A 26,026-nucleotide genomic window follows, 5' to 3' on the forward strand; every position below is an offset into this window, starting at 1 on the left:
GCCGTCTTAGTCCGGCAGCGCGAACACCGTGAGCGAGCCGCCGAGTGCCGTGTGCTTCTGCAGGTCACGATAGCCGCCGACTGCACCGAGGCCGTCGTTGTCCTTCTCGAGACCCGCCGCCATGCCGATGCCGGCCCAGCCGCCGATGCCCGAATACACGCCGACGTACTGTTTGCCCTGGTGCATGTAGGTGAACACGTTGCCGATGATCCCGGACGGGGTCTTGAACTTCCACAGCTCCTTGCCGTCCTTCAGGCTTACGGCCTTCAGATAGCCTTCAAGCGTGCCGTAGAAGATCACGTCGCCCGCGGTCGTCAGCGCGCCGCTCCACACCGAGAACTTCTCGGGCTTGGACCAGGCGATCTTGCCCTTGCCGGCATCCCACGCGATGAAGTTGCCCATGCCGCCATGACTCTGCGGCGCCGGGTACATCGCGAGTGTCGCGCCGACGTACGGCTGGCCGGCGGTGTATTCGACCTCGAACGGCTCGTAGTCCATGCAGACGTGGTTGGTCGGCACGTAGAACAGGCCCGTCTTCGGATCGAAGGACGCGGGCTGCTGGTCCTTGGAGCCGAGCGCCGCGGGGCAGACGCCCTTGGTGTTGACGTCGGGACCGTTCTGCTGCGTGCTGTACTTCGCCACGACCTGCGGCCGCCCGGTCTTCATGTCGACGTGCGTCGCCCAGTTGACCGCCGGATCGAACTTCTCGGCGACGAGCAGCGCGCCGGTCGTGCGATCGAGCGTGTAGGCGAAGCCGTTGCGGTCGAAGTGCACCAGCGCCTTGGTCTTCTTGCCCTTGACGTCGATGTCCGCGAGGATCATCTCGTTGATGCCGTCGAAGTCCCACTCGTCGTGCGGCGTCATCTGGTAGACCCACTTCACCTTGCCGGTGTTGAGGTCGCGCGCCCAGATGCTCATCGACCACTTGTTGTCGCCCGGCCGCTGCGAGGGGTTCCAGGTGCTCGGGTTGCCGGTGCCGTAGTAGACGAGGTTCAGCTCCTTGTCGTAGCTGTACCAGCCCCAGGTTGTGCCGCCACCGGTCTTCCACTGGTCGCCCTTCCAGGTCTTCAGCGACGAGTCCTTGCCGACCGGCGCGAGCTTGCCGTCGGTCCAGGTCACCGTCTTGTCCGGGTCCATCAGCATCTCTTCGTCCGGCCCGTTGCTGTAGCCGCGCCAGGCGAGCTTGCCGGTCTTGATGTCGTAGGCGGTCAGGTGGCCGCGCACGCCCCACTCGCCGCCGGAGATGCCGGTGATGACCTTGTCGCCGAACACGTGCGGCGCGTTGGTGTTGACCGCCCCGAGCTTGGCATCGCCGTTCTTGACCGACCACACGACCTTGCCGGTCTTCGCATCGAGCGCGTCGAGCACGCTGTCGGCACGCTGCAGGAAGATCTTCCCGTCGCCGTAAGCGACGCCGCGGTTGACCGTATCGCAACACATCTGCGCGACCACCGCCGAATCCTGCTTCGGCTCGTACTTCCACAGGATCTCCTGCGTCTTCAGGTCCATCGCGAAGACGTTGTTCGGAAACGGCGTGTGGATGTACATGATGCCGTCGACCACCAGCGGAGAGCCCTCGTGACCGCGCAGCACGCCGGTCGAGAACGTCCAGGCGGCCTGCATCTTGCCGACGTTGGAGGCGTTGATCTGCTTGAGCGAGCTGTACCGCTGGTTGTAGTTGTCTCCCGCCTGCGCGGCCCAGTTGCCCGGGTCCTGCATGGCGCGGTCGAGTTGCGCGTCGGCGTGCGCGAAGCCTGCCCATGCGAAAACGACCCCGGCAATCAATCGATGCTTGAAGGCCATATCCATGAAATGTCTCCTCTTATTTTCGAGCGTTTCGTTGCCGGGTCTCGTCCAGCGCGACCGGCCAGCCACTATCGATGCCTAGTCGCCGTCCCTGGGGACCCGTCGGACTGGCGGGAAGTCGGGAGGGCGGAACAGCGTTTATTTCTGTCCCGACGATGGCCGACGCAAACGACGTGCCATGGTGCAATGCACACACGATTCGCATGGGCGCCCGGCCCGTCGCAAATGGGAAAACAGAGGTCGCATCAGCTTTTTTGATCGCGGGCCGCGTCGGGCGGCCCGGGCGCGCAGCGGGACGATTACAGAATGTCCCGTTACACAGTGGTCCCGATGGCACACAGTCGCCAGCCGCGATGCAATGCCACGCGCGTCATCCGCAGGCCCCGCGGGCATCGGGGTCTTGGCATGGATTGTGTTTCAGGGAAGAGGAAGGAGCCGGTGGTCGTGCAGCGCCGACGCGACGAGCCAGGCATCGGCACCGGCCGCCGCCGCGGCGTCGAGGTCTGCAGCATCGCGGATGCCACCAGCACCGATCAGCATCGCGGCGGGCGCGCGGCGGCGGATCGACGCGAGGACTTCGAGGTCGGGCCCGGCGAATGCGCCGACACGCTCGAGCGTCATGGCGATGAGACGTGCCGGCCACAGGGACGCGTCGGTCCAGCAGCCGGCCGGGTCGAGGATCTCCTCGCCGCGCCGGTCGAGCGAAAGGATTGCGCCGGGGTGGCTCGCGAAGGCATCGCGGGCGGCCTGCGGCGAGGTGAGCGACTCGCTGGCGAAGACCGGTGCGACGCGTGCGCCGTCGGCGCCGAGCTGCCGGAGGAGGGCGGCGAAGGCCGACGCGTCGCGGAAGCCACCGTCGAGCCAGACGGTGGTGGCAGGCAGCGCGGCGAGCAAGGCGGCCAGGACGCCGGCCTGCGGGATGCCGCCGGTGAGCGCGTCGAGGTCGGCGATGTAAAGGATGTTGGAGCCGGTGTGGTCGAGCAGCGTGCGCGCGACGTCGAGCGGTTCGCTGCCGGCGCAGAGCGCGGAACGGATGGGACGGTAGGTGCTGCGTTCGCCGCGGACGGCGCGAACGACCTGGCCGGCGAGCAGATCGATGACAGGAACGACTTGCATGAGCGGAAAGAAGAAAGTGTTGGTATACGAATGTATCAGCGGCGGAGGCTTCGCGTCGCTCGAAGGCGAGGGCCTGGCATCGCCCGAGGGCGAGGGGCCGGACCCGGACCTGCTCGCGCAGGGCGTCGCGATGCGTGACGCGCTCGCTGCCGATCTGCAGCGGCTCGGCGACGTCGTCGTCAGTTGCGTCGCAAGTCGTCATGCTCCGCTGCCGGCCGCGCTCGCGAGCGTTCGCTGCCTCGACGTCGGAGAGGGCGGACAGACTGCGGCAGACTTCCTCGCCCGTGAGATTCCTGCTCACGACCACGTGTGGGTCGTCGCCCCCGAGTGCGACGACCTGCTCGCGCAGCTTTCCGCCTGTGTCGGGGCCGAGCGCTGGGTCGGCTGCTCGACGCCCGCGATCCGCGTCGCGAGCTCGAAATCCGCGACGCGCCGCTGCCTCGCCGCCGCCGGCATCGCCGTACCGGCGGCGTGGTGCCCGGGCGATCCCGATCCGGCCGCGGACGCTGGCTGGATCGTCAAGCCCGACGACGGCGCGGGCAGCGTCGGCGCATACCGCTACGTGGACTTCGACACGGCGCGCGATGACTTTCTCGCGCGGCTCGGCGGCGGGGTCGCGAGCACGCTCGAGGCCTGGATCGACGGCATCCCGCTGAGCCTGTCGCTGCTGTGCTGCGACGGTCGTGCGGAGCTGCTCGCGATCAACCGTCAGCACATCGTCTCACCGCCCGGCGGCGCTGTCGTCTATCAAGGCGTCGACATCGGCGTCGCGCCGGTCGGCGGTTCGGCTGGGCGAAGGCTCGCCGCGCTCGCGCAGCAAATCGCTGCCGCGCTGCCCGGCCTCGCGGGCTACGTCGGCGTCGACGTCGTCTGGCCCGCCGCGTCGCTGTCCGACAATGCCGCGCCGGTCGTGATCGAGATCAACCCGAGGGTCACCTGCGCCTACGTCGGGCTGTCGGCGGCGCTCGGCCGCAACCTCGCGGGCGAGATCCTGGCTGCCGACGTCACGGAGGCTGCGCAGCATGGCCTCCATTGATCCTCGCCTCCGCCCGGCAGTGGTTGGCTGGGACATCGGCGGCGCCCACGTCAAGGCGAGCCTGCTGGTCGATGGCGGCGTGCGCGACGTCGCGCAGTGGGCGGCACCCCTGTGGCAGGGACTCGATCACCTAGACGCGGCAATCGACGCAGCGGCCGAGCGCTGGCCCGGTCTCGACCAGGCGCGCCACGCCGTCACGATGACAGCCGAGATGACCGATCTCTTCCCCGACCGCGAGGCCGGCGTGGAGGCGCTCGTCCGACGGCTCGCCGAACGCCTCGGCGACACGACCCACTTCTTCGCCGGCCGCGCCGACTGGGCGAGCGCCGAGGAAGGTCCCGCGCGCTGGCGCGACGTCGCATCGGCCAACTGGCTCGCGACCGCCTTCCAGGTCGCCGCCCGCTATCCCACCGCCTTGCTCGTCGACATCGGCAGCACGACGACCGACCTGATCCCGATCCGCGGGGGCTCACCGTGCCCCCGGGGCCGCAGCGACGCCGAGCGGCTCGCGAGCGGCGAGCTCGTCTATGTCGGCGCCGTGCGCACCCCGCTATGCGCGCTCGCCCGCCAGATGTCCTTCGCCGGCCGCCGCTACAACGTCATGAACGAATACTTCGCGACAACCGCCGACGTGTTCCGCCTGACCGGCGAGCTCGACCCCGAGCACGACCAGCATCCTGCCGCCGACGGCGGCGACAAGAGCGTGGCGGCGAGCTGCCGCCGCATCGCGCGCATGATCGGCATGGATGCCCGCGATGCCGACGTGCTGGACTGGATCGAACTCGCCGTACGTTGGCGCGCCGAGATGCTCGCCGAAGTCGCGGCCAATCTCGCACGCGTCGCGGCGCAAGCCGGCTTGCCGGCGAGCGCACCGATCGTCGCCGCGGGCTGCGGCCTGTTCCTCGCACGCGAACTCGCGCACCACAGCAGCCGCGAATTCGTCGCCTTCCATTCCGTCGCCGGCCTCACCCCCTCGGCCGCCGACACCGTCCATCGATGGGCCGACACCTGCGCGCCGAGCGTCGCCGTCGCCCTCCTCCTCGACCGCTGGAGTCCATCATGTGGGTAATCAAGATCGGCGGCAGTCTGGCCAGCGATCCCTTGCTGGTCGATTGGCTTGAACACCTCAACGACCTCGGCGGCGGGCGCGTCGTCATCGTGCCTGGCGGCGGCAGTTACGCCGACGGTGTGCGGCACGCGCAGGCCGAGTGGCACCTGGACGACGTCGTCGCGCACAACATGGCGATTCTCGGCATGGGCCAGTTCGCCTTCATGCTGCAGGGCCTGTGCCCCGACCTCGTGCTCGGCGCCGACGAGCGGGAGCTGGAGAAGACCGTCCACAGCGGACGCGTCGCGTTGTGGATGCCGCTGCAGATGCTTCGCCGCGAGGCGGACGAGCTGACGAACTGGGACGTGACCTCGGACAGCCTCGCCCTGTGGCTCGCGAACCGGCTCAACGCGGAGCGCGTGATCCTCGTGAAGTCCTGCCCCATTCCCGCGACGACGCCAGCGCCTGAAGAATGGCCGGTGCTCGCCGCCGACGGCATCGTCGACCGCCATTTTCCGGCGCTCGCGTCCGACGCCGCCTACCCGATCCACCTGCTCGAACGCACCCAGCTTGCGCGATTGCGCGAACTGCTGCTCGACGAAACCGTAGTTTGAGGCCGGGCGACTGCCGATAAGTCGGGGCCGTCGCCCGGCCGGCAACTTTATCTTTTGCGACCCGGTTTCGCACTCCCCATCGGCCTATACTGAACCGGTACCGGCCCTTCGTCGGTACTTGTCAGGAGCAAGATCATGGGCAAACAGAGACAGAGCAACAAGGAAGAGAAGAAGCAACCTCTCATGACCCCGAAGGAAAAGCGGGACGCGAAGCACGCGAAGAAACACGCGAACGATCAAATGCCGCTGATTCCCCGCTGAACCCAGTGCAGGCAACGCTCGCGCGGCTCACATCGCAGTCAGCGCCTGCATTTCCTTGAGGTCAGCCTCCGATGCAGTACTTTGAATACCTGGTCCGTAGCGACCTTCACGATATGGCCGAAGACGTTGCCCGCCCTTTCGGGAGCCGGGAACGCGAACGGCTGAAAGCCTACACCGACGTGGTGGCGACCGAACTAAACAAGCTTGGCGCCTTGGGGTGGGAATTGGTGAAAGCGCCTGATGTGACGACCAACCGCAACTGGATCTTCAAGCGGCCAGTGGCCTGAGTATCGGGCCGGCGAGTATCAGCCTGCGCTTCACCCCGCGCACAGTTCGACGGCCGGCGCGCAAGTCGCTTCATACAGCGCGCCGCGCAGCGATCGCAGTTTGTGCGGATCGAGTACGCTCGTGCGAGCCCCGTCGCACAGCGCACCGCGGAACCCCGCGAAATCCGGCCCCAGCGCCACGAGCCACGATAGATGCTGCGCACGCAGCGCCCCCGACAGCCCGACGAGCTTGCCCGCTCCGCGCACGCACCCGACGAACCGCGCGAGCTCCGCACCCGTTACGCAATCAAACAGACTCCCGGCCCGCTTGTCCTCGGTATCGGCCATGACGGCCGGAAAGGGCAGCCTGCAGGCCACGTCGACGACGCCAAAATCGAGGCCGTGGTCGGCGATGAAGACCGGAACGACGGGGCACGGCGATTCGGCAAGGCGCACGAGCAGTGTGCGCTGCGCCTGACCGCCACCGCCGGCGATGCCGACCTTGACGTAATCGACCTCACAGGCCGCGACTGCGGCGACAGCGGCGTCGATCTCGGCGAGCGCGTCGGCCGCGTGATCGCCAATCGTCGCGCTGATCGGCAACAGGGGATATCTGTCTCGCAGCAGCGCGACGATCTCGCGGATCTGCGCAATGGCGAGCCCGCCGAGCGCGCCGTCGCGCGGCTCTTTCAGGTCGATGAAATCGGCGCCGGCAGCTGCGGCCGCCAAGGCCTCGTCGCAGTCGCGCACGCTCGCAAGCAGGCGGATCATGCGGCGGCCCTGCCCTGGTCCAAGGTCGCGCGATGCGCTGCAACGGCCTCCGTCAGCCACTGCCACGCCTCGCGTTCGGCCGGACCCGCGGTCTTGTCGATGGCGATCTGCAGGTAGGCCATCTCGCTGTCGATCTTTTCGGCCGACAGCATCCGCAGCCGGCTCACGAGCACCGCCCCTTCGATGACCGCGGCCTGGGCGCGGTTGAATCCGGGAAACGGCGCATGGGTGCGCTCGCAGACGCGTGAGAAGTGCAGCACCGGACGCTGCGCATCGTCGTCGCAGGCTTCGAGCTGCAGCTCGACGTGCGCGAGCGTGCCGACGAGACGGCGTCCGGCAATGCGCTCGGCCGGCACCGTCGGCCAGTCGCGCCGCCCTGTGACGCAGCCGGCGAACACGCGCACATCGGTCGTCAGGTTCATCACCGCGACGCCGGTCGCGAGGATGTTGTCGAGCGTCGCCGACGGCTTGAAGGGCATCAGGATGACTTCGCCCGCCGCGTAGCGCGCGCCCATCGGCGCGCAATGAACGCGCGCGTCGGCGCCGACGGTAGTGACGAGAGTCTCGAAGATCATCACTGGGATGCGACCTCCGGCGCGCGGTGAGAGGGGTTGGGGGTCGGATCGACGGCCTGCGCTGCGGCAGCGCGCGACTTCTTCGTCGGGCCCGGCGCGCACTGGCGCATCAGGTCGTCGGCGCGGCGCTCGGTCGCGCAGCCCCAGTCGAGGGGCTGGTCCTGGGCGTAGCGCTTGCCAAGCGACCACGCGATCTCGGCGCGCGCGAGTTCCACGCCGAGGTAGAAGGCGTGGCCGGCGTCACCTTCGAGGTCGAGCCGCGGGTAGAGCGCGAAGGGGTCGGTATCGACGTGATGACCGTCGCGGTTGTAGATGTGCAGCCCGAGGGGCGAGACCTGCACGCGGAAGCTCGGGTCGCGCACCGCGCAGGCCGTCGCGTGGATCTCTTCGGGCGTGTCGGGGAAGGGATGCTTGGCGTGCACCGTCATCAGTTCGTCGGTGATGCCCTTGGGCAGCGAGCCGCTCTCGCGCGCCTCGTACATCACGCGGCGCGCGACGTCGGCCTCGCGCACGGCGCGGCGCGCATGCTGGCTCACCTGGGTCGTCAGCACTGCGCTCGCGCGCAGCTCGGCGGCGATGCCGAACAGCACCGCGTTGATGCCGCTGGTGTCGGCCTCGGTGAGCTCGGTGACGTTGCCGATGCCCATCATGATCGCGACGTCCGGGAAGCGCTCGCGCAGGCGCTGGTAGCGACATAGCGAACCGAGCAGCCCGAAGGGGATCGGGTCGAGGATCGCGTCCGCGAGGAAGGGCCGGCCGTGGCGCGCGAGCGTCGCGATCGCGGCGTACAGCGAATCCTCGTCGCCCGGTTCGCGCGGGATCAGGACCGGCGTCGAGGCGACCTCGTCCGCGATCCACAGCGTGTCGACGGTCAGGCTCAGCAGGTAGTCGGCGCCAGCACGTCCGCCTCGCAGCAGCTCGTCGGCGTCCTGCGAATCGACGCTGACGCGAAAGCCTTCGGCCTTCAGCGCAGCGACCGCGTCTTCGAGCTGCGGGAAGGGCGTCGCCGGCAGGCAGCCGATGTCGATGACGTTCGCGCCGTCCGCCGCGAGGCGCCGAGCGCGCTCGACGATCTCCACGACATCGAGGCGCGGCGCGTCGACGATCTCCGCGAAGATATCGATGTCGTAGGCGTCGAGCCGTCCCGCGGAGGCACTGCGGTTGAAGTGGCGGGGAATGTCCTTCAGCTCGGCGGGGCCGCGCTCGACGGGCACGCCGAAATGGGCCGACAACGCATCGAGGTCCCCGCGGCAGCGGCCGGGCACGAGTATGCGGTCGGCGACGATCGGTGCAGGGACGCGGCGGCGGATCATGTCGGCCGTCATCAGCCCCGCGACCTGCAGCCCGATCTCGCGCACTTCCCAGGTGAAGGGCGCCGGCGCCATTCCGGCGAGCACACGTTCGAGGGCGGGCTGCGCAAGGCGTCCCGTCAGGAGGACAATGTGCTCCATTTCAGCGACAACTCCGCGAGACGTGCATTCAGGGCCTGCTCCAGCGTGGCGAGCGATTCGACGACCCGGCAGTGGTCGATCGTCTTCAGCCGGGCCACGTTCTCGAGGTCGATGTTGCGCGGACGCAGTTCGACCCACTCCCGCGGGCTCTTCGTGACGACCACGGGTTCGCTGTCACACGCAAATACGATGCCGGGTATGCCGAGCTTGCCCGCCTGCGCAAACATGTTGGTCGGCAAGGTATCGGAGATGCCTACGACGCATTTCGCTACCGTGTTGCTGGTGGCCGGCGCGATCACGACGGTGTGGTAGACGTCGTCGTACAGCATGCCGACCGGCACCGAGCTCGCAGTCTTGTCGCGGAACACGCGGAAGCGTTCCTTCAACTCTTCGATGCGGTAGCCGTAGAGCGGCAGCACTTCCTCCGCTGCGGGCGACAGGAAGAAGTCGACGTTTGGAAGCCGGAACGCCAGTTCCAGCGATTCGGTGAGGAAATGGCCCGAGCCCGTGATGGTCCAGGCCCAGCGGTCGCGCCGTGCGGCATCGCCCGCGGTGCCGCCGGTAGGGACGTGCTCTGCCTCATGCGGCGGAGCAGTCCCCACGGAGTCACTGCATCGAGGAGTCGCTGTTGGAGAGGGGGATGCGCAGTCTGTGTAGTCTGCGGTACAGAGTGTTGCGACTGATGTCGAGGGCCTTGGCGACATTGCTCACGTTCCAGCGTTGTTGTTCGAGCAGGCCGAGCAACACCGCACGCTCGCTGGCCTGAACCGGATTGAGCGCCCCCAGTTCGTCGTCCGCGCAGTCGCTACCGACCGCGCTGCCGCCTCCCGCCACTCCCTCCGGCTCATGCACGGCCATCGCAGGCAGTGCGATCGGCTCCGGCCGCGCTGCGACACGTTGCCGTAGAGCCGGCGGCAGATCCTCCATCCTTAGCCGGTCGCCGCCCGCCAGCACCACGGCAGTCCGCAGCACATGGCGCAGCTGGCGAAGATTGCCCGGCCACGGGTGGCTCAGCAGCAAGGCCTCCGCATCCGCGTCGATCGCCATCCGCTGCCCCGCGGCCTCCTCCTGCAGGACGCGATACAGCAGTTCGCGCTTGTCGGCGCGCTCACGCAGCGGCGGCAGCGACACCTCCAGGCCGGACAGCCGGTAGTACAGATCCTCGCGGAATATCCCTTCGGCGACGAGCTTCGGCAGGTTGCGGTGACTCGCGCTCACGAGCTGGAAATCGACCGGGATCGTTTCCTCGGAGCCGAGCGGCGAAATCTGGCGCTCGTCCAGTACACGCAAGAGCCGGGCCTGCAGCGCGAGCGGCATGTCGCCGATCTCGTCGAGGAAGAGCGTCCCGCGGTCGGCCTGCAGGATCTTGCCGCGCCGGCCGGTGCGCTGCGCGCCGGTGAACGCGCCCGCACGGTAGCCGAAGAGCTCGCTCTCGATCAGGCTCTCGGGCAGCGACGCGCAGTTGACCGCGACGAAGGCGCCGTTCGCGAACGGGCTGCCCTTGTGCAGCGCGCGGGCGAACACCTCCTTGCCCGCGCCGGTCTCGCCATGCAGCAGGACCGGGATGCGCTTTGCGATGACGCGCGCGGCGACGCTCAACTGCTGGGCGATGCGGTCGTCGCCGAATTCGGTGTCCGGGGCGGCGACCGCACGCGCATTGACCGTCAGCTGCTTCGCGCTCCCGCGTTCGGCGTTCAGCGCGTACAGCGTCGCCGGCTCCTGCGCGACGACGAAGAAGCGGTTCGAGCGCTGGGTGCAGAAGGTCGGCACCGGATGGAAGGAGCTGCGGGCGCTGCGTTGCAGGATGTCCGGCAGCGTCGTCTGGAAGACCTCGTCGATCTTCTTGCCGCGGATCTCCTGCACGGACGCGATGCCGAGCTGGAATAGCGCGCTGCGGTTGGCCGCGCGGATGCTGCCGTCGTCGGCGACGACGATCTTGCCTTCGTGCAGCGTGTAGACGAACTCCGGGCGGCTGTGGAAGTGGATCGGGCAGGCGTCGCGGAAGCGCAGATCGAGGAGGCGGTTCTCGATCATCTGGGCGGTCATGCTGAGCAGCACCAGCGAATGCTGCTGCATCAGCTGCGAGCGGCTGGTGACGTCGAGCACCGCGACGAGCGCGCCGTCCGGGTCGAAGATCGGCACCGCCGAACAGGTCAGCCCCGTATAGGCGCCGAAGAAATGGTCGTGCTGTCGCACCGCGACCGGCTCGCCGACGACGAGGCAGGTGCCCATGCCGTTGGTGCCGACCGCCGACTCACTCCACACCGCGCCCGGGCAGAAGCCGACCTTCCCCATGTCGCGCGCGAACTCGGGCGCAGCGACCATGTGCAGGATCGTCCCTTCGGTATCCACCAGCACGACTGCGGATTCGCGATCGCCAAGCTGCTGGTACAGCGTGGTCATCTCGAGCTTAGCGCAGTCGATGACGTCCGCCGCCCGCGTGCGTCGCTCTTCGAGCGCGCGGTCGGTGAGGACCGTCGGACGCGTCGGCCTGTCGGGGTCGAGGCGGTAATCCTTGACGCAGCGGGCCCAGGAATTCGTCACCAGATCGGTGGTGCCGCTGTCGCGGCCCTCGACCACCTCGTAGATCCGGTGCGCATGGCCCCGGGGCTCCAGCATCATCGACGACATCACTACGGTCTCCTCCTTCAAAGCGTGTCCCTTCCGCTGCCGGCGCAGGGCGTCTGATGCGCCCCGTCTGCCACGGCGACCGCCTTTTTTATCTCCGGCGGATCACCCCGTATAACTAACCGAGTATAAGCCTGCGCCGGTTGCGAGGACGATGCAATCGCGACCTGTTACGTTCCGCACTGCAGCATCGCGACATGGCCCGCTTCTCGCTTTTCCGGGAGGGGTGACACGAAACACGTGCATCGAACGTGCCACCTCCACTTCCCGCATCGAAACCTCTTCCGCAGGAGCGCGCCATCTTGCATGCCACCCATCCACTGCAGCGGCTGCCGACGAGCGCCGCGCCTTCCGCCGCCACGATGGACGTCATCTTTATCGATGGCTTCCGGGGCAACACCATCATCGGCATCTGCGATGACGAGCTGCACGCCCCTCAGCCGGTGCGCATCGATCTCGCTGCCGGCGTGCCGCGCGCGATGGCGTGCAGCACCGATCGTATCGGCGACACGATCGACTACGCCGAGGTGCGCGCCGCGCTGCGCGAAATGATGCAGTCGCATCGCTTCCAGCTCCTTGAAGCCTTCGCCGAGGCCATCTCGAACCTGCTGCTGACGCGCTTCGGCGCCCATTGGCTGCGCGTCGCGGTGACGAAGCCGGACAAGTTCGACGACGTCGAGGGCGTCGGTGTCGTCATCGAGCGCACCCGCCCGGCATCCGACCACGGACCGCGGCGCGCCGCCGAGGTCCTGCATCTGCTCGGCTCCGGGCTCGTGCCGCATCCGCCCAGCAAATAAGGGGCGCCACCAACGCAAAAAGCCGAAGGACTCCTTCGGCTTTCCATTTGCAGGGTACGGGCCGCGGTTTCCCGCAGCCCGACTGCATCCTCAGACGTGCGCCGCGAACGGGTGCGCCATCGAGGATTTCTTCGCAACGACCTCTTCCGCGCTCGGCTGGCCGGTCACGGCACGCTGGATCGCTTCGCGCGTCGCCTGGTAGTTGTAGTCCTGGATCTTCTTGTCATCCTCGGCGAGCCAGTGGATGAAGACGCCGACGCAGATGAAGAGGTTGTCCGCCTCGCTCATCGGAATCGTGCCGTCCTCGACGCTGTCGGCGACCGCCATCGCGACGCCGCGCTGCGCCGGCCCGAACATCTGCACCGCCTGCTTGGCGCCCTTGATCGTGACCTTGTTGAACATCACGGTTGCCGGCTTCGTCAGCAGGTTCGGCGCGACCACCGCGAGGAGCGAGGTGAAGCCGTCCTTGTTGTTCGTCAGCGCGTTGGCGAAGGCCGTTTCCGCCGGCGTGCCGCGCGGCCCGATGATCAGGTCGATGTGGGCGACTTCGTTGCCGTCTCCGACCAGCGACTCACCCACCATCATGCGATCGATTTTTGCCATTGTCTGTTTCTCCTTTGATTTTCACGCGGCCTCCCTCACCGGAGTGACGCCGCAGTTCGGGACGTCGGAATGGACCGATGTCTCAAGAGGTGAACTCACGATCCATGCCAGCTTTCCGCCACACGCAGCCCGATTACCTCCGGTCGCAGCAGCGCACCCGCGAAAAGCGTGCAAACAGTGAGGTCTGCGGTCGTTCCGGGATTGATTCCCGTCGTTTTCAGGCCTTCGTCCCATTCGGCAAAGGCCGGCGATTCGCCTGCGGCAGGGTCTCGATCGAAGCGTGCGAGCCAGGCCGCGGCCTCGGTGGTGACAGTCTGCGCCGCGGCGAAACCGAGTTTTCGAACAATGTGTGTATCGGGCCAGGCCGCGAGATATGCCAGGAAGACGGTTTGCACCGCGGCTGCGAGACCGGCACTCGTGAGCCGCGCAACGCGCAGTGCGGCGAGACCGCAGTCGAACACGCCGGCATAGTCGTCGGCGTACTGGCGCGCGATGCTGTCGCGGTCGGCGGCGAGCGCCATCGCGGAACGCAGGTCGATGGTCGGCGCGGCGGCGACGTCCTGCTCGCGCGAGCGCCCGAGGCCGCCGGGATTCGCTAGCGCGATCGCGCGGTACGCGGCTCGCGCGTCGTCGATGTCGAGGTCTGCGAGCACCGCCTGCAACGCGCCGGCGAGGGGCGCGGCGCTTGGGGGATCTCCCCTGCTATCGAAGGCCACAATGCCGTCCTGAGCGCCGTCCTTCAGCCGCTCCAGCGCCGACGCGAGCGGCGCGCACAGCAGCAGGATGCCGAGATTGGTGTTGCAGCCGACCGCCGCGCGCGTCGCCGCGACGGCCGCCTCGATGCGCTCACCGACCGGCACCCCGCGCGCGAAGAGCGGTCCCGCCGAGACCTCTGCGCTCGCGAGGAAGGCCTGCGCCTGCATGCCGTGGCCGGCGGAGTGGCGGCTGACGTTGCCGGGCTTGCGCACCGCGACGTCGAGGCCGCAGGCCCACAGAAAAGCGGCCCGCCCATGGGCGAGCCGCGCGTCGATCGCATCCATCGGGGCTAACCCGCGCACAATTCGTCATCCGGCGCGAGCGCGATGCCCAAGCGCCGGCCGAGGAGGTCGTCAACCATCGCCTGCGCGATATCGAAACCGGTCACCGACTGCAACCCCCGCCACGCGGCGACGCCGTTGACTTCGAGCACCTGCGCCCCGAGCGGCGCCGTCGCGTCAGGTACGAGGTCGACGCCGGCGTAGTCCATGCCGAGCGCCGCGGCCGCGCCCTCGGCGAGCGTCGCGAGCGCTGGCGTGATCGGCGCAGCCCGGCACCGCGCGCCCTGCGCGACGTTTCGGACCCAGTGCGCGCTCACGCGCCGCATCGCCGCGACCGCCCGCCCGCCGACCACCAGCACGCGCCAGTCGAAGCCGGGCGCCCCGGGCCCTTCGGGCTGCGGCACGAAACGCTGCAGATACGCGAGCCGTCCGTAGTCGGCGAGCTCGGGGAGCGGCACCGGGTTCCCATCAACGCAGCCGACGCGCTGCAAGCCCTTGCCTTGCGATCCGAACAGCGGCTTGAGCACGAGGCAGCGCCCCGCCGCGGTCTCGGCCATCGCGAGCCGCCGCGCCTCGGCCTCGGACTCCATCGCCCACGAGGGCGGCGAGGCGATGCCGGCGCGGTGCAACAGGAAGCTCGTCATGGACTTGTCGACGCTGCGCTCGATCGCCCGCGCGTCGTTATAGACCGGCACACCCAGCTCGCGCAGCGCGTGCAGGATGCCGAGCCGCTTCGTAACCTGCTCCAGGCTGCCGCCTGCGATCCCCCGAACGATCGCGGCGACCGGCAGCGAACGTCCGAAGCCCGGGATTACGACGCCGGAGCCGCCGCGGGCCGTGTCGAAGCGGCAGTCCTCGAGATCCGCACAGCGGCCGTCGAAGCCGCGGCGTGCCAATGCCCGCCGCAGGCGGCTCGTGTGCCAACCGGTCTCGTCGGTCAGGATCGCGACGCGGGGCCGGGCCACGGCGCTCATGCTTCGTCCAGCCACAGGCGTCGCAGCAGGCCCATGTCGACCTTGCCGGCGTGCCACGTGCGTCCGCTCGCGAGGCTGCTGACCCAGACCTCGGCCGGCGCGAACAGGGCGCCGTCGATGCGATAGAAGTCGTAGTCGTAGTCGCGGAAGATGTCCGCGAAGGAGCGGCCGTAGTCGCGCGACGTCGATGATGGCAGCTTCAGCGCGAGCTCGCGTGCCGCATCGTCGTCGCCGGCGACGGTCAGATGCACCTGGCCGCCATACAGGATCGCGTCGTTGGTGCGCCCCATCGCGACGCCCGCGTCGGGGCTCGGCGCCGGCAGCGGCGCGCGGGCGCTCCCGTCGACGATGTCGCCGAGCGCAAAGCCCAGTTCGTGCGCCTTGTGCAGCGCGACTTCGAGCACGCGCGCGACGACCTGGGTCGAGCCGGCGAGGCTCGTCGTCGGCGTCAGCACGAGCGTGAGCTGCGACGGTTCGAGCGCGCAGTCGCGCAGGATCTTGTCGATGACGATCGGCGGCGGCACGCGGTCGACCTCAAGCACGAGCGCCGCCGGGCCGACGCGGTCGCGGTATCCAAGTTCTTCGAACAGCGGTTCGCGGCATGCGAGTGCGCGCGCAGGACCGGAACCGAGCGAGAAGAACTTCTTGCCCCCGCCCTCCTCCTTGCTCGCCGACAGGCTCCAGCCTGCGTATTGGCTCGCGAGGCAGGCCAGTACCGGCTGCGAGCTCGTAACCTCCAGCCAGGTCGGCCAGCCATCGTGGCCGCCCTCGGAGGCGAGCCGCACGCGCCCGAGCCCGCCCATGCAGATCTCGCCGACCGCGAGTCCCGCAGCGACGCTGCCGCGCGTGGAGATACCCGCGTCGACGATCGTGACGCCGGTCTCGGTCTTCTGCACGTCGAGCCGCCACTCGGCGGCGCGGCCGATCAGCCGGGCAACGAGCGGGGCTGCGAGTTCATTGACACTCGTGCGCTCGCTCGCAAGCGCCTTCACTGCTTCGTTCATCGAACTGCTCCATCACAAAGGGAATCTGTTGTCGGCGCCGCCTCAGTTGCGCCTCGACCTCGGCCGGGTTGTCGCCCACGGCGGACACCGTGCATAGCGGCTCCCCCCGTGCGATGCGCGTCCCGGCGACCGGCACGTCGTGGCACCACGTCCGCTGCAGGAGGGCGTCGGACGCCCACGCGTCGATTTCCCACTCCCGCTTGGCGAACACGGTCTCGAAGCCGCGCGGACGTGCTGAACCTGCCGCCGGCGCGATCCCGTCCAAACGGCCGTAGAGGCTCGCCTCGACATGAGCCCGCAACAAGCCTTCCGGCAGCGCCTTGCCGTACAAGGCGACGCTCGCCGGCGGTCGCGGGTTGAGTTCGATCACGCGGATCTCGTCGCCATTGAGCAGGAAATCGAGACCATTCAAGCCGCGCAGGCCGAAGTCGGCGGTCAACGCATCGAGCATCGCTCCCAGCGTCCGTTGGACGGCCGGCGCGACGCCGATCGGCCCGATGCAGCCGCGGAATATGAAGGGCCGGTCGCCGAAGGGACGCACGGTCTGGCGATTGACGCCGAGAAGCCGGCTGCGGCGGCCGTCAGCCAAGAACAGGGCCGACATCGCCACGCCGGGGGCGATGCGCTGGTAATAGATGCGTGACGCCCTGCCCGGTGCCGGCCCGGAGGTATCGCCGCCCGCCGGAAATCCGACGCCCGCCTTCTCGACACGTGCGATCTGAACGTCCCAGCCGCCGCTGCTCGCCGCGTTCTTTCGCAACCAGCCAAGCGGCGAGGGCGGACAGTCGCAGCGGGTTTCCGGATGCGGAATGCCGAGCGCGGCGAGGCGGCCGAAGAACAGCGCCGGATTGCGCACGCGTGCGACGACTTCCGCCGTGTTGCCGGCGAGCGGCAGCACTTCAGCCCCGGCCGCGAGCAGCTCCGGACAGCCATCGAAACCGCTCCCTGCGACCCAGGCTTCGGCACCCGCCTCGCGCGACCGGCGCAAGGCGTCGGTCAGCGCTTCGCAGTCGATCACGAGGCGCGCCGTTTCGCCGATCGGAAACCACGCCTCCGCCGCACGCCTCGTGTCGCGGTCGCCGAAGAGGTCCAGCGCGACGGTGCGGAACCCGCTACCGCGAGCGACCTCGGCAAGCATCCGCGCAGACAGCGCGGCAACGGCGAGCAGCGGGTCCATGATGTTTCCTCCTGGGTCGGCGGGCGGCGCGTTTGGCAGGTCAGCGGGCGGCCTTCTCGGCGATGACCTCGCGCGCCATCGCGAAAGCCTCGCGGAAGCCGAGATAAACCGGCTTCTCGGTCTCACGCATCGTGCGCAGCAGGCGGTGCTCGGTCTGGTACTTGACGTTGCCGATCGCGAGCGCGCCGATGCCCACGCCCTTGCCTTCAGGCAGCCGCTTGCCGTCGTCCATGACGCCGACGCCGGCGATCCCCTCGGGCGGCACCGCATTGACGTCCGCGGCGACGAGGAGCTGCGCGGCCGCGGCGCGCTCCTCCGCGGAGACGACCTGAACGCCCGCAACCGCTGCCGCGAGCACGATGTCGGCCTTGGCGAGTGCCGCGCGGCGCGCCTCGGGCGTGCTGGCGTCTGCGCCGGAGAGCTGGCAACCGAAGCGCTCGCCGGTCTCCGCCGCCGCGGCCTCGGCCGACGACAACTTGGCGTGATGGCCGAGCGACACTTCCGCGCCGAGACCGGCCGCAAGCACCCCGGCGATGCGCCCCACCGTGCCCGTGCCGCCAAGCACGAGCACCCGCTTGCCGGCGAAGCTCGTGTCGTGCGCGCGCTTCAACTGCTGCTCGACGCAGGCGACGAGGGCCGCGGCGGTCGTGTACGAACCGCTCGGATCGGCCATCACCGACACCTCGAAGGGCGGCACCATCGCCTTGCGCGCAGTCTCCAGCATGTCGGAGGCGGCGATCACACTGCGCCCGCCGATGAAAATGCCGGTGGCCTTCACGCCCTTCGGCCCGCGCGAAAAGATCGCGTCCTGCGTCAGACCACGAATTTCCTCGGCCTTCACGCCGCAGTAAGGCACGACTACGTCATAGCCGGCATCGACCGCCATATTGATGTCGAAGGGGCTCATCTGGCCGGAGGGGGTGAACATGTGGAGGATGTATCGGGCTGACATGGATTCCGTCCGTGGGCGAAGGAAAATAGAAAAAGGGAACGGCGGGAAGCGTCGTCAGACGCTTCCGCGGCCGCCCCAAGGAGAAGACAGTTGGTCGTCGAGCCGCGCACCGTGGTTGCGCCCGGTGACGACGGCGAGACGCAGCGCCGGATCGACGACCCCGGCCGCGCGCGCGGCAGCGACGATTTCGGCGGCACGTTCGGCCGAGGGCACGATCGCGAAGCCGGTCGGCCCCCACGAGCTCTGCCCGATACCGGCGCAATAGCGCGGGCGAATCCATTCGAGGACGCGTGCGACGGCCGGGCTCGTGTACATCGAGCCCCCCTGGGCCGGCGCGAAGTAGTCGCCGATGAGCCGCTGCAGCGTCGACACGCCCTCCGCGAAGGGCTCGAATTCGCTCTCCATTGCACCGGGCAGCACGCGCATCAGCACCTGATGACACAGCTCCGCCGCGAGCTCGCGCGGAAAGGGCGCGAGACAATCCATCGCGACACGCTCGTCGGCACCGTGCAGCCCGTCCTGCCGCTCGTCGAGCACCAGCAACACCCGCCATGCCGGCGGAAACGCAATACGCGCCAGCAGCGGCGGCGTCGCGCCGTCGGCGCCCGGTCCGCCGTCGAGCAGCAGGCCGCCGCGGTCGAAGCCGGCGATGCCGACCCCCGAACGCCCGCCACGGCCGAGCAAGGCGGCAAGGCGGGCGGTGTCCAGATCGAGGTGATGGCATGCGCAGAACGCGCGCCCCACGGCGAGCGCGAGCTGCGTGCCGGAGCCAAAACCGGCATGTGCCGGCGGGCTGCGATGCAGCGTCAGGCGCACCGGCGTTTGTATACCAGTCTCGTTCCGCAAGGTGGCGAGGTGCCGGGCGAGGCGCTCGCGAATCTCGTCGCCGCAGTCGGCCGGCACTTCAATCGCGTCGCGCGCCGACGCCGATACGCTTAGCCGCGTGCTCATTCCGTCGATCACCAGCCCCAGGCTCGCGAAACGGCGGCCGAGCGAGGCGTTCGGATCGAGGAAACCGAGGTGCAGCCGCGCCGGCGCATCGACGAGCGCGACGGCGGACGCGGACACCGGGGTTGCGAATGAGGCGATCGTCATCGGTGCTCCTGTCGAGTACGGGCTCCCTGCCGGGGCAGAGAGGTCTGCGACATTCACAGCAAGCTCCGGGCCACGGCGCTGTCCGCCCCGAAAACCAAGGCATCGCGCGGCTTACCGGCCTTGCGGCGGGACACTGTGTCACGCGAGTGACGCACCCCGCCCGCGGTTTTCCTTAAAGAGCGGGCATCACCGAACCGCGGTCACGCTTTTCGACGGGCACTCAGGGTGCTTCCGGCCACGGCGACCATGATGAGACAGATCGCCAGCCACTGAACGGCTTGCAGACTCTCTCCGAGCACGAGGAAGCCTGCGAGCGCAGCCACCGCAGGTGCAGAGCTGACAAGAATGCCAAACACGTGCGCCGGGACTCGTCGCAATGCGATCATTTCGAGCGAATAAGGCAGCGCGCTCGAGAGTGCGGCGACCGCCAGTCCCATCAGCAGAATGTTGGGAGTCAGCAAGGTGCTGCCCGCCTGCCATATCCCCAGCGGTGCGGTGAAAATGGCCGCAACGAGCATTCCCCAGGCGACCCCGTCGACACTCGATGCGCCCGCGAGTCGTTTGCCGAATACGATATAGAGCGCCCACGAAGCCGCAGCAGCGAGCGCGAATGCGATGCCCAGAAGATCCAGGCTGGAAGTCTGAGCCTTGAGCGGCAGCAACAGTCCCAGCCCCAGCAAGGCTGCGAAAAGCCACACGAAGTCGGCTCGACGTTTCGCACCCGCAAGAACCACCGCCAAGGGTCCCAGGACTTCGATCGCAACCGCGATCCCGATCGGAATTCTTGCAAACGCCTGATAGATGACGAGGTTCATCAAGCCGAGCATCGCGCCATAGCGAAGGATTGCGCCGACGTGCTCGCGTCCGGGCACTGATCGCCACGGGCGTCGAATGAGCAGCAGGAGCATGGCTGCCAGCCCGATACGAAGAGTCGTCATCCCCGCCGCGCCGACCAAGGGAAAGAGGTACTTCGCGAATGCCGCGCCGAGGTTCTGAATCGCCAGGGACAGAAATACGATCGCTGGGCCCATCCAGGCAGGCGATTCGAACGTTGAATTGCTCCGAGTCATGAATCGAATCATAAAATCGGAACTCGGATGATTTTTCTCGATTTGCGGTGCAAGAATGAAACAACCACTCGAAAACGGAAGGCAAATGGCCAGCCAGACGACAAAGCGGGCAGAGCTCGACGCCTTTGACCGGACGATCCTGCGGATACTTCAGGCGGACAACAAGACACCGCAACGCTCGATTGCCGACCAGGTGAATCTGTCTGCGGCCTCGGTCCAGCGACGGATCGCAGAGATGGAGAAGAGCGGCGTGATCGAGAAGAACGTTTCGGTGATCAATCCGAAAGCAGCCGGTCAGGCGATCACCGTCATCGTCGAAGTGCATCTCAAGAGCGACCAATCCTCTGTCGTGAATCCCGCCAAGGCCTTGTTCAAGAGCGTGCCGCAGATTCAGCAGTGCTACTACGTCACCGGCAACGGCGGACTCATCCTGGTCGTCCTGGTGGAGGATATGGAAGCCTACGAAGCGCTGGCACGTCGCCTCTTCGCCGACAACGAAAGCGTCTTGACCTATCGCAGCCTTGTCGTGCTCGATCGGGTCAAGGTCGGACTTTCCGTCGATATCTGAAGGCGGGACTGCGCGAATCTGCGTGATCTCGACGTGTGTTCGGAAAAAGCGAATATGCGTCCAAAATTTCCCGATTTCCCTCGCCGCAGCCCGCGCCTAAGCTCGCGTCACCCGATCGGATGACGCGAACCGTCTCACCCTCCCTCCCTCCCGAGTCGCCTCGCGCTCCGATCGGTTTCTCATCGCCTCACTTGCCCCCGACGGAGACCCTTCATGGCGGACGAAACCACGGCGGAGACGATCCGACGCATCGTTGAGGACCGGCGCACGCTGCCCGGCGCGCTGCTGCCGATCCTGCATGCGATCCAGGACGAAATCGGCTGGGTGCCGGACGACGCGGTGCCGACCATCGCCACAGCGCTGCACTTGAGCCGCGCCGAAGTGCACGGCGTGATCAGCTTCTACCACCACTTCCGCACTCGCCCGGCCGGCCGTCACGTCGTGCAGGTCTGCCGCGCCGAGTCCTGTCGTTCGATGGGAGCGATGGCGCTCGAAGAACACGCGAAGGCGAGCCTCGGCGTCGATTTCCACGAGACCACCGGAGACGGCGCGGTAACGCTCGAACCGGTCTATTGCCTCGGCAACTGTGCCTGTTCGCCCTCGATCCGCATCGACGACGAGATCGTCGGCCGCGTCGACGCGAAGCGCTTCGACGCCGAGATCGCCGCGCTGCGTGCCGCGAAGGAGCCTGCATGAGCACCCGCATCTACGTCCCGATCGACTCGACCGCACTCTCGCTCGGCGCCGAACGCGTCGCCCGCGCAATCGCCGCGGAAGCCGCCAAGCGCGGCCTCGACGTCACCCTCGTGCGGAACGGCTCGCGCGGCATGTTCTGGCTCGAACCGCTGGTCGAAGTCGAGACCCCGGCCGGCCGCGTCGCCTATGGCCCGGTGCAGGCGGACGACGTGTCCGGACTGTTTGAAGCTGACTTCCTCGCTGGCGCCGCCCACCCGCTCGCGATCGGCTGCGTCAAAGACCAGCCCTGGTTCGCCGGCCAGCAGCGCCTGACCTTCTCGCGCGTCGGCCTCACGGACCCGCTGTCGCTCGACGATTACCGCTCGTACGGCGGCTTCGAAGGCCTCACCCGCGCGCTTGCTCAGGCCGGCGCCGATACCGTCGCGCAGGTCACCGACTCCGGCCTGCGCGGCCGCGGCGGCGCGGCCTTCCCGACCGGCATCAAGTGGCGCACCGTGGCGGACGCCTCGGCCGATCGCAAGTACGTCGTCTGCAACGCCGACGAAGGCGATTCGGGGACCTTCTCCGACCGCATGCTGATGGAAGGCGACCCCTACTGCTTGATCGAAGGCATGACCATCGCCGCCGTCGCGGTCGGCGCGACGCAAGGCTACATCTACCTGCGTTCGGAATATCCGCATGCCTTCCGCACCCTGCAGGCGGCGATCAGCTGCGCGCGCGACGCGGGCTACCTCGGCTCCAACGTCATGAGCTCGGGCAAGGCCTTCGAGCTCGAAGTCCGCATGGGCGCCGGCGCCTACATCTGCGGCGAAGAGACCTCGATGCTCGAAAGCCTCGAAGGCAAGCGCGGCACGGTGCGCGCGAAGCCGCCCCTGCCAGCCATCGCGGGCCTCTTCGGCAAGCCGACGGTGATCAACAACGTCATGAGCTTCGCCTCGGTGCCGGTGATCCTCGCGCGCGGCGCGGCCTTCTACCGCGACTACGGCATGGGCCGCTCGCGTGGCACGCTGCCCTTCCAGCTCGCCGGCAACCTCAAGCGCACCGGCCTCGTCGAATGCGCCTTCGGACTCACGCTGCGCGAACTCCTGTACGACTACGGCGGCGGCTCCGCGAGCGGACGGCCGATCCGCGCGGTGCAGGTCGGCGGGCCGCTCGGCGCCTACGTGCCCGAGTCGCAGTTCGACGTGCCGCTCGACTACGAAGCCTACGTCGGCATCGGCGCGATGATCGGTCACGGCGGCATCGTCGCCTTCGACGACACGGTCGACATAGCCGGGATGGCGCGCTACGCGATGGAATTCTGCGCCGTCGAATCCTGCGGCAAATGCACGCCCTGCCGCATCGGCTCGACGCGCGGCGTCGAGGTCATCGACCGCATCATCGCCGGCGAAGAGCGCGGAAAGAACATCGCGTTGCTCGGCTCGCTGTGCGACACGATGCTCGCCGGATCGCTGTGCGCGCTCGGCGGCATGGCGCCCTACCCGGTGCAGTCCGCGCTGAAGCATTTCCCCGAAGACTTCGGCGTCCCGCGCGCCAACGACCAGGCGGCAGCCTGAAGCCGCCCAGGAGAACAACATGTCCCTTCCCCGCGACACGGACTACGGCACGCCCAAACGCGAGTCCGACGAAATGGTCAGCCTGACGATCGACGGCGTCGAGATCACCGTGCCGGCCGGCACCTCGGTGATGCGCGCCGCCCAGGAAATCGACATCGCCATCCCCAAGCTCTGCGCCACCGACAGCATCGAGCCCTTCGGCTCGTGCCGGCTGTGCGCCGTCGAGATCGACGGCCGCCGCGGTTACCCGTCGTCGTGCACAACGCCCGTCGAACCCGGCATGGTCGTGCGCACGCAGACGCCCAAGCTCGCCGATCTGCGTCGCGGCGTCATGGAGCTCTACATCTCCGACCACCCGCTCGACTGCCTCACCTGCCCCTCGAACGGCAACTGCGAACTGCAGGACATGGCCGGCGTCGTCGGCCTGCGCGAGGTGCGCTACACCACGCCGAGCAGCATCCATAACAAGAACCACTTCGACGAAGCCAGCCGCGCCCCTGTCGACACCTCCAACCCCTACTTCGCCTACGACCCGTCGAAATGCATCGTCTGCAACCGCTGCGTGCGCGCCTGTGAAGAGACGCAAGGCACGTTCGCGCTGACGATCGCCGGCCGCGGTTTCGAATCGCGCGTCAGCCCCGGCCAGGGTCAGAGCTTCATGGACTCCGAATGCGTCTCCTGCGGCGCCTGCGTCCAGGCCTGTCCGACCGCGACGCTGATGGAGAAGACCGTCATCGAAATGGGCCAGGCCGAGCGCAGCCTGATCACCACCTGCGCGTACTGCGGCGTCGGCTGCTCCTTCAAGGCGGAGATGAAGGGCAACGAAGTCGTGCGCATGGTGCCGCACAAGGACGGCGGCGCGAACCACGGCCACTCTTGCGTCAAGGGCCGCTTCGCGTGGGGCTACGCGACGCACCCCGACCGCATCACGACGCCGATGATCCGCGCGAGTATCGACGAGCCGTGGCGCAAGGTCAGCTGGGAAGAAGCGATCGCCCACGCCGCCTCCGAATTCCGCCGTATCCAGGCAAAGCACGGCCGCAGCTCGATCGGCGCGATCACCTCGTCGCGCTGCACGAACGAAGAGACCTACCTCGTGCAGAAGCTCGTCCGCGCGGCCTTCGGCAACAACAACGTCGACACCTGCGCCCGTGTCTGCCATTCGCCCACCGGCTACGGCCTGAAGCAGACGCTCGGCGAGTCGGCCGGCACGCAGACTTTCGATTCGGTGATGGACTCGGACGTCGTGCTCGTGATCGGCGCGAACCCCACCGACGGCCACCCCGTGTTTGGCTCGCAGCTCAAGCGCCGCCTGCGCCAGGGCGCGAAGCTCGTCGTCATCGACCCGCGCGAGATCGATCTCCTGAAGGGCGTGCACTATGAACCCGCCCACCACCTGAAGCTCAGGCCCGGCACCAACGTCGCAATCGCCAACGCGCTCGCGCACGTGATCGTCACCGAAGGGCTCGTCGCCGAAGATTTCGTCGCCGAACGCTGCGACGACGCCTCCTTCGCGATGTGGCGCGAGTTCGTCGCCCGCCCGGAAAATTCCCCCGAGGCAACCGCCGACATCACCGGCGTCCCCGCCGAAGCGGTGCGCGGCGCGGCACGCCTCTATGCCGGCGGCGGCAACGGCGCGATCTATTACGGTTTGGGCGTCACCGAGCACAGCCAAGGCTCGACGATGGTCATGGCGATCGCCAACCTCGCGATGGCGACGGGCAACGTCGGCCGCTCCGGCGTCGGCGTGAATCCCTTGCGCGGTCAGAACAACGTGCAGGGCTCCTGCGACATGGGCTCCTTCCCGCACGAGCTGCCGGGCTACCGCCACGTCTCGGACGGCTCGGTACGCGGCCTCTTCGAAAACGCCTGGGGCGTGACGCTCGACGCCGAGCCGGGGCTGCGCATCACGAACATGTTCGAAGCGGCCCTCGACGGCAGCTTCCTCGGCCTGTACTGCGAAGGCGAGGACATCGCGCAGTCGGACCCGAACACGCACCACGTCGAGGCGGCGCTGCGAGCGATGGAATGCGTCGTCGTGCAGGACATCTTCCTCAACGAAACCGCGAAATACGCGCACGTCTTCCTGCCCGGGGCGAGCTTCCTCGAAAAGAGCGGCACCTTCACCAACGCCGAACGGCGCATCTCGCGCGTCCGCAAGGCGATGCCGCCGCTCGCCGGCAAGGAAGACTGGGAAGTCACGGTCGATCTCGCCAACGCGCTGGGCTACCCGATGGACTACGCGCATCCCTCCCAGATCATGGACGAGATCGCGCGGCTGACCCCAACCTTCCATGGCGTCAGCTACGAGAAACTCGACCGGCTCGGCAGCGTACAGTGGCCTTGCACCGACGCCACGCCCGAAGGCACGCCGATCATGCACATCGACGCTTTCGTCCGCGGCAAGGGCCGCTTCATGCCGACCGAGTACGTGCCGACCGAGGAGAAGGTGACGAAGCGCTATCCGCTGATCCTCACCACCGGCCGCATCCTGTCGCAGTACAACGTCGGCGCGCAGACGCGGCGCACCGCCAACGTCGCTTGGCACGGCGAGGACCGACTGGAGATCCACCCGCAGGATGCCGAGGATCGCGGCATCCGCGACGGCGACTGGGTCGGCATCGCGAGCCGCGCCGGCGAGACCGTCTTGCGCGCGACGATCACGGAGCGCGTGCAACCGGGCGTCGTCTACACGACCTTCCACTTCCCCGAGTCCGGCGCGAACGTCATCACCACCGACAACTCGGACTGGGCGACGAACTGCCCCGAGTACAAGGTCACCGCCGTCGAGGTGATGCCAGTTGCGCAGCCCTCCGAATGGCAGGAGCGCTACCGGCAGCACCACCGCAAGCAGACAGGGTTGCTGCCTGGCGGTGACGCAGCGGCGCGGGCGCTGGCCGGCAGCGGAGAACGCACGTGAGCGCG

The 26,026-nt window shown here is 68.1% G+C and carries 25 protein-coding genes; 10 read left to right on the plus strand and 15 right to left on the minus strand.

Translation table 11 applies throughout. The annotated features are described in order from the left end of the window. Positions 1–6 precede the first annotated feature (6 nt). Positions 7–1,809, minus strand: a complete 1,803-nt coding sequence (locus VJ673_RS09145; protein ID WP_414635642.1) for a methanol/ethanol family PQQ-dependent dehydrogenase — start codon at positions 1,807–1,809, stop codon at positions 7–9. A gap of 414 nt (positions 1,810–2,223) precedes the next feature. Next, the gene (locus VJ673_RS09150; RefSeq protein WP_324125770.1) at positions 2,224–2,922 is read right to left on the minus strand and encodes a HisA/HisF-related TIM barrel protein; all 699 of its coding nucleotides are present in this window, start codon (positions 2,920–2,922) and stop codon (positions 2,224–2,226) included. Between VJ673_RS09150 and VJ673_RS09155 the strand changes: the two genes are divergently transcribed. From VJ673_RS09155 to VJ673_RS09175, 5 genes are all read left to right on the plus strand, one after another. After that, positions 2,921–3,958 (plus strand): ATP-grasp domain-containing protein, encoded by a 1,038-nt coding sequence (locus VJ673_RS09155; protein ID WP_324125771.1) that lies wholly within the window; start codon positions 2,921–2,923, stop codon positions 3,956–3,958. The two genes, VJ673_RS09150 and VJ673_RS09155, sit on opposite strands and share 2 nt — an antisense overlap. Next, entirely contained in the window at positions 3,945–5,027 is a 1,083-nt protein-coding gene (locus VJ673_RS09160) for a hydantoinase/oxoprolinase family protein (RefSeq protein WP_324125772.1), read from the plus strand. The genes VJ673_RS09155 and VJ673_RS09160 overlap by 14 nt, the downstream gene beginning before the upstream one ends. Then, positions 5,018–5,620 (plus strand): amino acid kinase family protein, encoded by a 603-nt coding sequence (locus tag VJ673_RS09165; RefSeq protein WP_324125773.1) that lies wholly within the window; start codon positions 5,018–5,020, stop codon positions 5,618–5,620. Before VJ673_RS09160 ends, VJ673_RS09165 begins: the two co-directional genes overlap by 10 nt. A gap of 135 nt (positions 5,621–5,755) precedes the next feature. Then, positions 5,756–5,881 carry a hypothetical protein gene (locus tag VJ673_RS09170; RefSeq protein WP_324125774.1) on the plus strand — a complete coding sequence of 42 codons (126 nt, stop codon included), beginning with the start codon at positions 5,756–5,758 and terminating at the stop codon, positions 5,879–5,881. A gap of 71 nt (positions 5,882–5,952) precedes the next feature. Beyond that, positions 5,953–6,168, plus strand: a complete 216-nt coding sequence (locus tag VJ673_RS09175; RefSeq protein WP_324125775.1) for a hypothetical protein — start codon at positions 5,953–5,955, stop codon at positions 6,166–6,168. Between the two features lie 30 nt (positions 6,169–6,198). Here the strand turns inward: VJ673_RS09175 and VJ673_RS09180 are convergent, their stop codons facing one another. Genes VJ673_RS09180 through VJ673_RS09200 form a run of 5 tightly spaced genes read right to left on the minus strand, consistent with a single transcriptional unit; the run spans position 6,199 to position 11,575 of the window. Further along, on the minus strand, positions 6,199–6,918 hold the full coding sequence (locus tag VJ673_RS09180; protein WP_324125776.1) for a (5-formylfuran-3-yl)methyl phosphate synthase: 720 nt from the start codon (positions 6,916–6,918) through the stop codon (positions 6,199–6,201). After that, positions 6,915–7,493 (minus strand): DUF447 domain-containing protein, encoded by a 579-nt coding sequence (locus tag VJ673_RS09185; protein WP_324125777.1) that lies wholly within the window; start codon positions 7,491–7,493, stop codon positions 6,915–6,917. The genes VJ673_RS09180 and VJ673_RS09185 overlap by 4 nt, the downstream gene beginning before the upstream one ends. Continuing rightward, on the minus strand, positions 7,493–8,944 hold the full coding sequence (locus tag VJ673_RS09190) for a DUF6513 domain-containing protein (RefSeq protein WP_324125778.1): 1,452 nt from the start codon (positions 8,942–8,944) through the stop codon (positions 7,493–7,495). Before VJ673_RS09190 ends, VJ673_RS09185 begins: the two co-directional genes overlap by 1 nt. Further along, positions 8,923–9,546 carry a flavoprotein gene (locus VJ673_RS09195; protein ID WP_324125779.1) on the minus strand — a complete coding sequence of 208 codons (624 nt, stop codon included), beginning with the start codon at positions 9,544–9,546 and terminating at the stop codon, positions 8,923–8,925. The genes VJ673_RS09190 and VJ673_RS09195 overlap by 22 nt, the downstream gene beginning before the upstream one ends. A 4-nt stretch (positions 9,547–9,550) precedes the next feature. Beyond that, positions 9,551–11,575 (minus strand): sigma-54-dependent Fis family transcriptional regulator, encoded by a 2,025-nt coding sequence (locus VJ673_RS09200; RefSeq protein WP_324125780.1) that lies wholly within the window; start codon positions 11,573–11,575, stop codon positions 9,551–9,553. 299 nt (positions 11,576–11,874) lie between these two features. Here VJ673_RS09200 and VJ673_RS09205 point away from each other — a divergent pair, with 299 nt between their 5' ends. Next, positions 11,875–12,369 (plus strand): dihydroneopterin aldolase, encoded by a 495-nt coding sequence (locus tag VJ673_RS09205; protein WP_324125781.1) that lies wholly within the window; start codon positions 11,875–11,877, stop codon positions 12,367–12,369. Between the two features lie 90 nt (positions 12,370–12,459). On the opposite strand, the gene fae is transcribed toward VJ673_RS09205, so the two are convergent. The 8 genes from fae to VJ673_RS09245 form a co-directional block, all read right to left on the minus strand. Continuing rightward, positions 12,460–12,972, minus strand: a complete 513-nt coding sequence (gene fae / locus VJ673_RS09210; protein ID WP_324125782.1) for a formaldehyde-activating enzyme — start codon at positions 12,970–12,972, stop codon at positions 12,460–12,462. Between the two features lie 95 nt (positions 12,973–13,067). After that, positions 13,068–14,012, minus strand: coding sequence for a triphosphoribosyl-dephospho-CoA synthase (locus VJ673_RS09215; protein WP_324125783.1), 945 nt, complete (start codon positions 14,010–14,012; stop codon positions 13,068–13,070). Positions 14,013–14,017: 5 nt separating this feature from the next. After that, a complete protein-coding gene (locus VJ673_RS09220; RefSeq protein WP_324125784.1) occupies positions 14,018–14,983 on the minus strand; it encodes an ATP-grasp domain-containing protein in 966 nt (321 codons plus the stop codon). Continuing rightward, a complete protein-coding gene (mch, locus tag VJ673_RS09225) occupies positions 14,980–15,987 on the minus strand; it encodes a methenyltetrahydromethanopterin cyclohydrolase (protein WP_324125785.1) in 1,008 nt (335 codons plus the stop codon). The genes VJ673_RS09220 and mch overlap by 4 nt, the downstream gene beginning before the upstream one ends. Next, entirely contained in the window at positions 15,938–17,164 is a 1,227-nt protein-coding gene (locus VJ673_RS09230) for an ATP-grasp domain-containing protein (protein WP_324125786.1), read from the minus strand. The genes mch and VJ673_RS09230 overlap by 50 nt, the downstream gene beginning before the upstream one ends. A 40-nt stretch (positions 17,165–17,204) precedes the next feature. Then, on the minus strand, positions 17,205–18,116 hold the full coding sequence (locus VJ673_RS09235) for an NAD(P)-dependent methylenetetrahydromethanopterin dehydrogenase (RefSeq protein WP_324125787.1): 912 nt from the start codon (positions 18,114–18,116) through the stop codon (positions 17,205–17,207). Between the two features lie 54 nt (positions 18,117–18,170). Then, the gene (locus VJ673_RS09240; protein ID WP_324125788.1) at positions 18,171–19,211 is read right to left on the minus strand and encodes a beta-ribofuranosylaminobenzene 5'-phosphate synthase family protein; all 1,041 of its coding nucleotides are present in this window, start codon (positions 19,209–19,211) and stop codon (positions 18,171–18,173) included. A 200-nt stretch (positions 19,212–19,411) separates the two neighbouring features. After that, positions 19,412–20,281 (minus strand): EamA family transporter, encoded by an 870-nt coding sequence (locus VJ673_RS09245; RefSeq protein ID WP_324125789.1) that lies wholly within the window; start codon positions 20,279–20,281, stop codon positions 19,412–19,414. 85 nt (positions 20,282–20,366) lie between these two features. On the opposite strand from VJ673_RS09245, the gene VJ673_RS09250 reads away from it, so the two are divergent. The 4 genes from VJ673_RS09250 (at position 20,367) to fdhF (ending at position 26,021) form a co-directional block, all read left to right on the plus strand. After that, a complete protein-coding gene (locus VJ673_RS09250; protein ID WP_324125790.1) occupies positions 20,367–20,849 on the plus strand; it encodes an Lrp/AsnC family transcriptional regulator in 483 nt (160 codons plus the stop codon). Between the two features lie 213 nt (positions 20,850–21,062). After that, complete coding sequence (locus VJ673_RS09255) at positions 21,063–21,545, plus strand: formate dehydrogenase subunit gamma (protein WP_324125791.1); 483 nt, start codon at positions 21,063–21,065, stop codon at positions 21,543–21,545. Beyond that, positions 21,542–23,101 (plus strand): formate dehydrogenase beta subunit, encoded by a 1,560-nt coding sequence (locus VJ673_RS09260; protein WP_324125792.1) that lies wholly within the window; start codon positions 21,542–21,544, stop codon positions 23,099–23,101. Before VJ673_RS09255 ends, VJ673_RS09260 begins: the two co-directional genes overlap by 4 nt. A gap of 19 nt (positions 23,102–23,120) precedes the next feature. Then, the gene (gene fdhF, locus VJ673_RS09265) at positions 23,121–26,021 is read left to right on the plus strand and encodes a formate dehydrogenase subunit alpha (RefSeq protein ID WP_324125793.1); all 2,901 of its coding nucleotides are present in this window, start codon (positions 23,121–23,123) and stop codon (positions 26,019–26,021) included. Positions 26,022–26,026 lie beyond the last annotated feature (5 nt).

The organism is Aromatoleum sp. (genome assembly GCF_035254505.1).
In the GTDB taxonomy this organism is placed as follows: Bacteria; Pseudomonadota; Gammaproteobacteria; order Burkholderiales; family Rhodocyclaceae; genus Aromatoleum.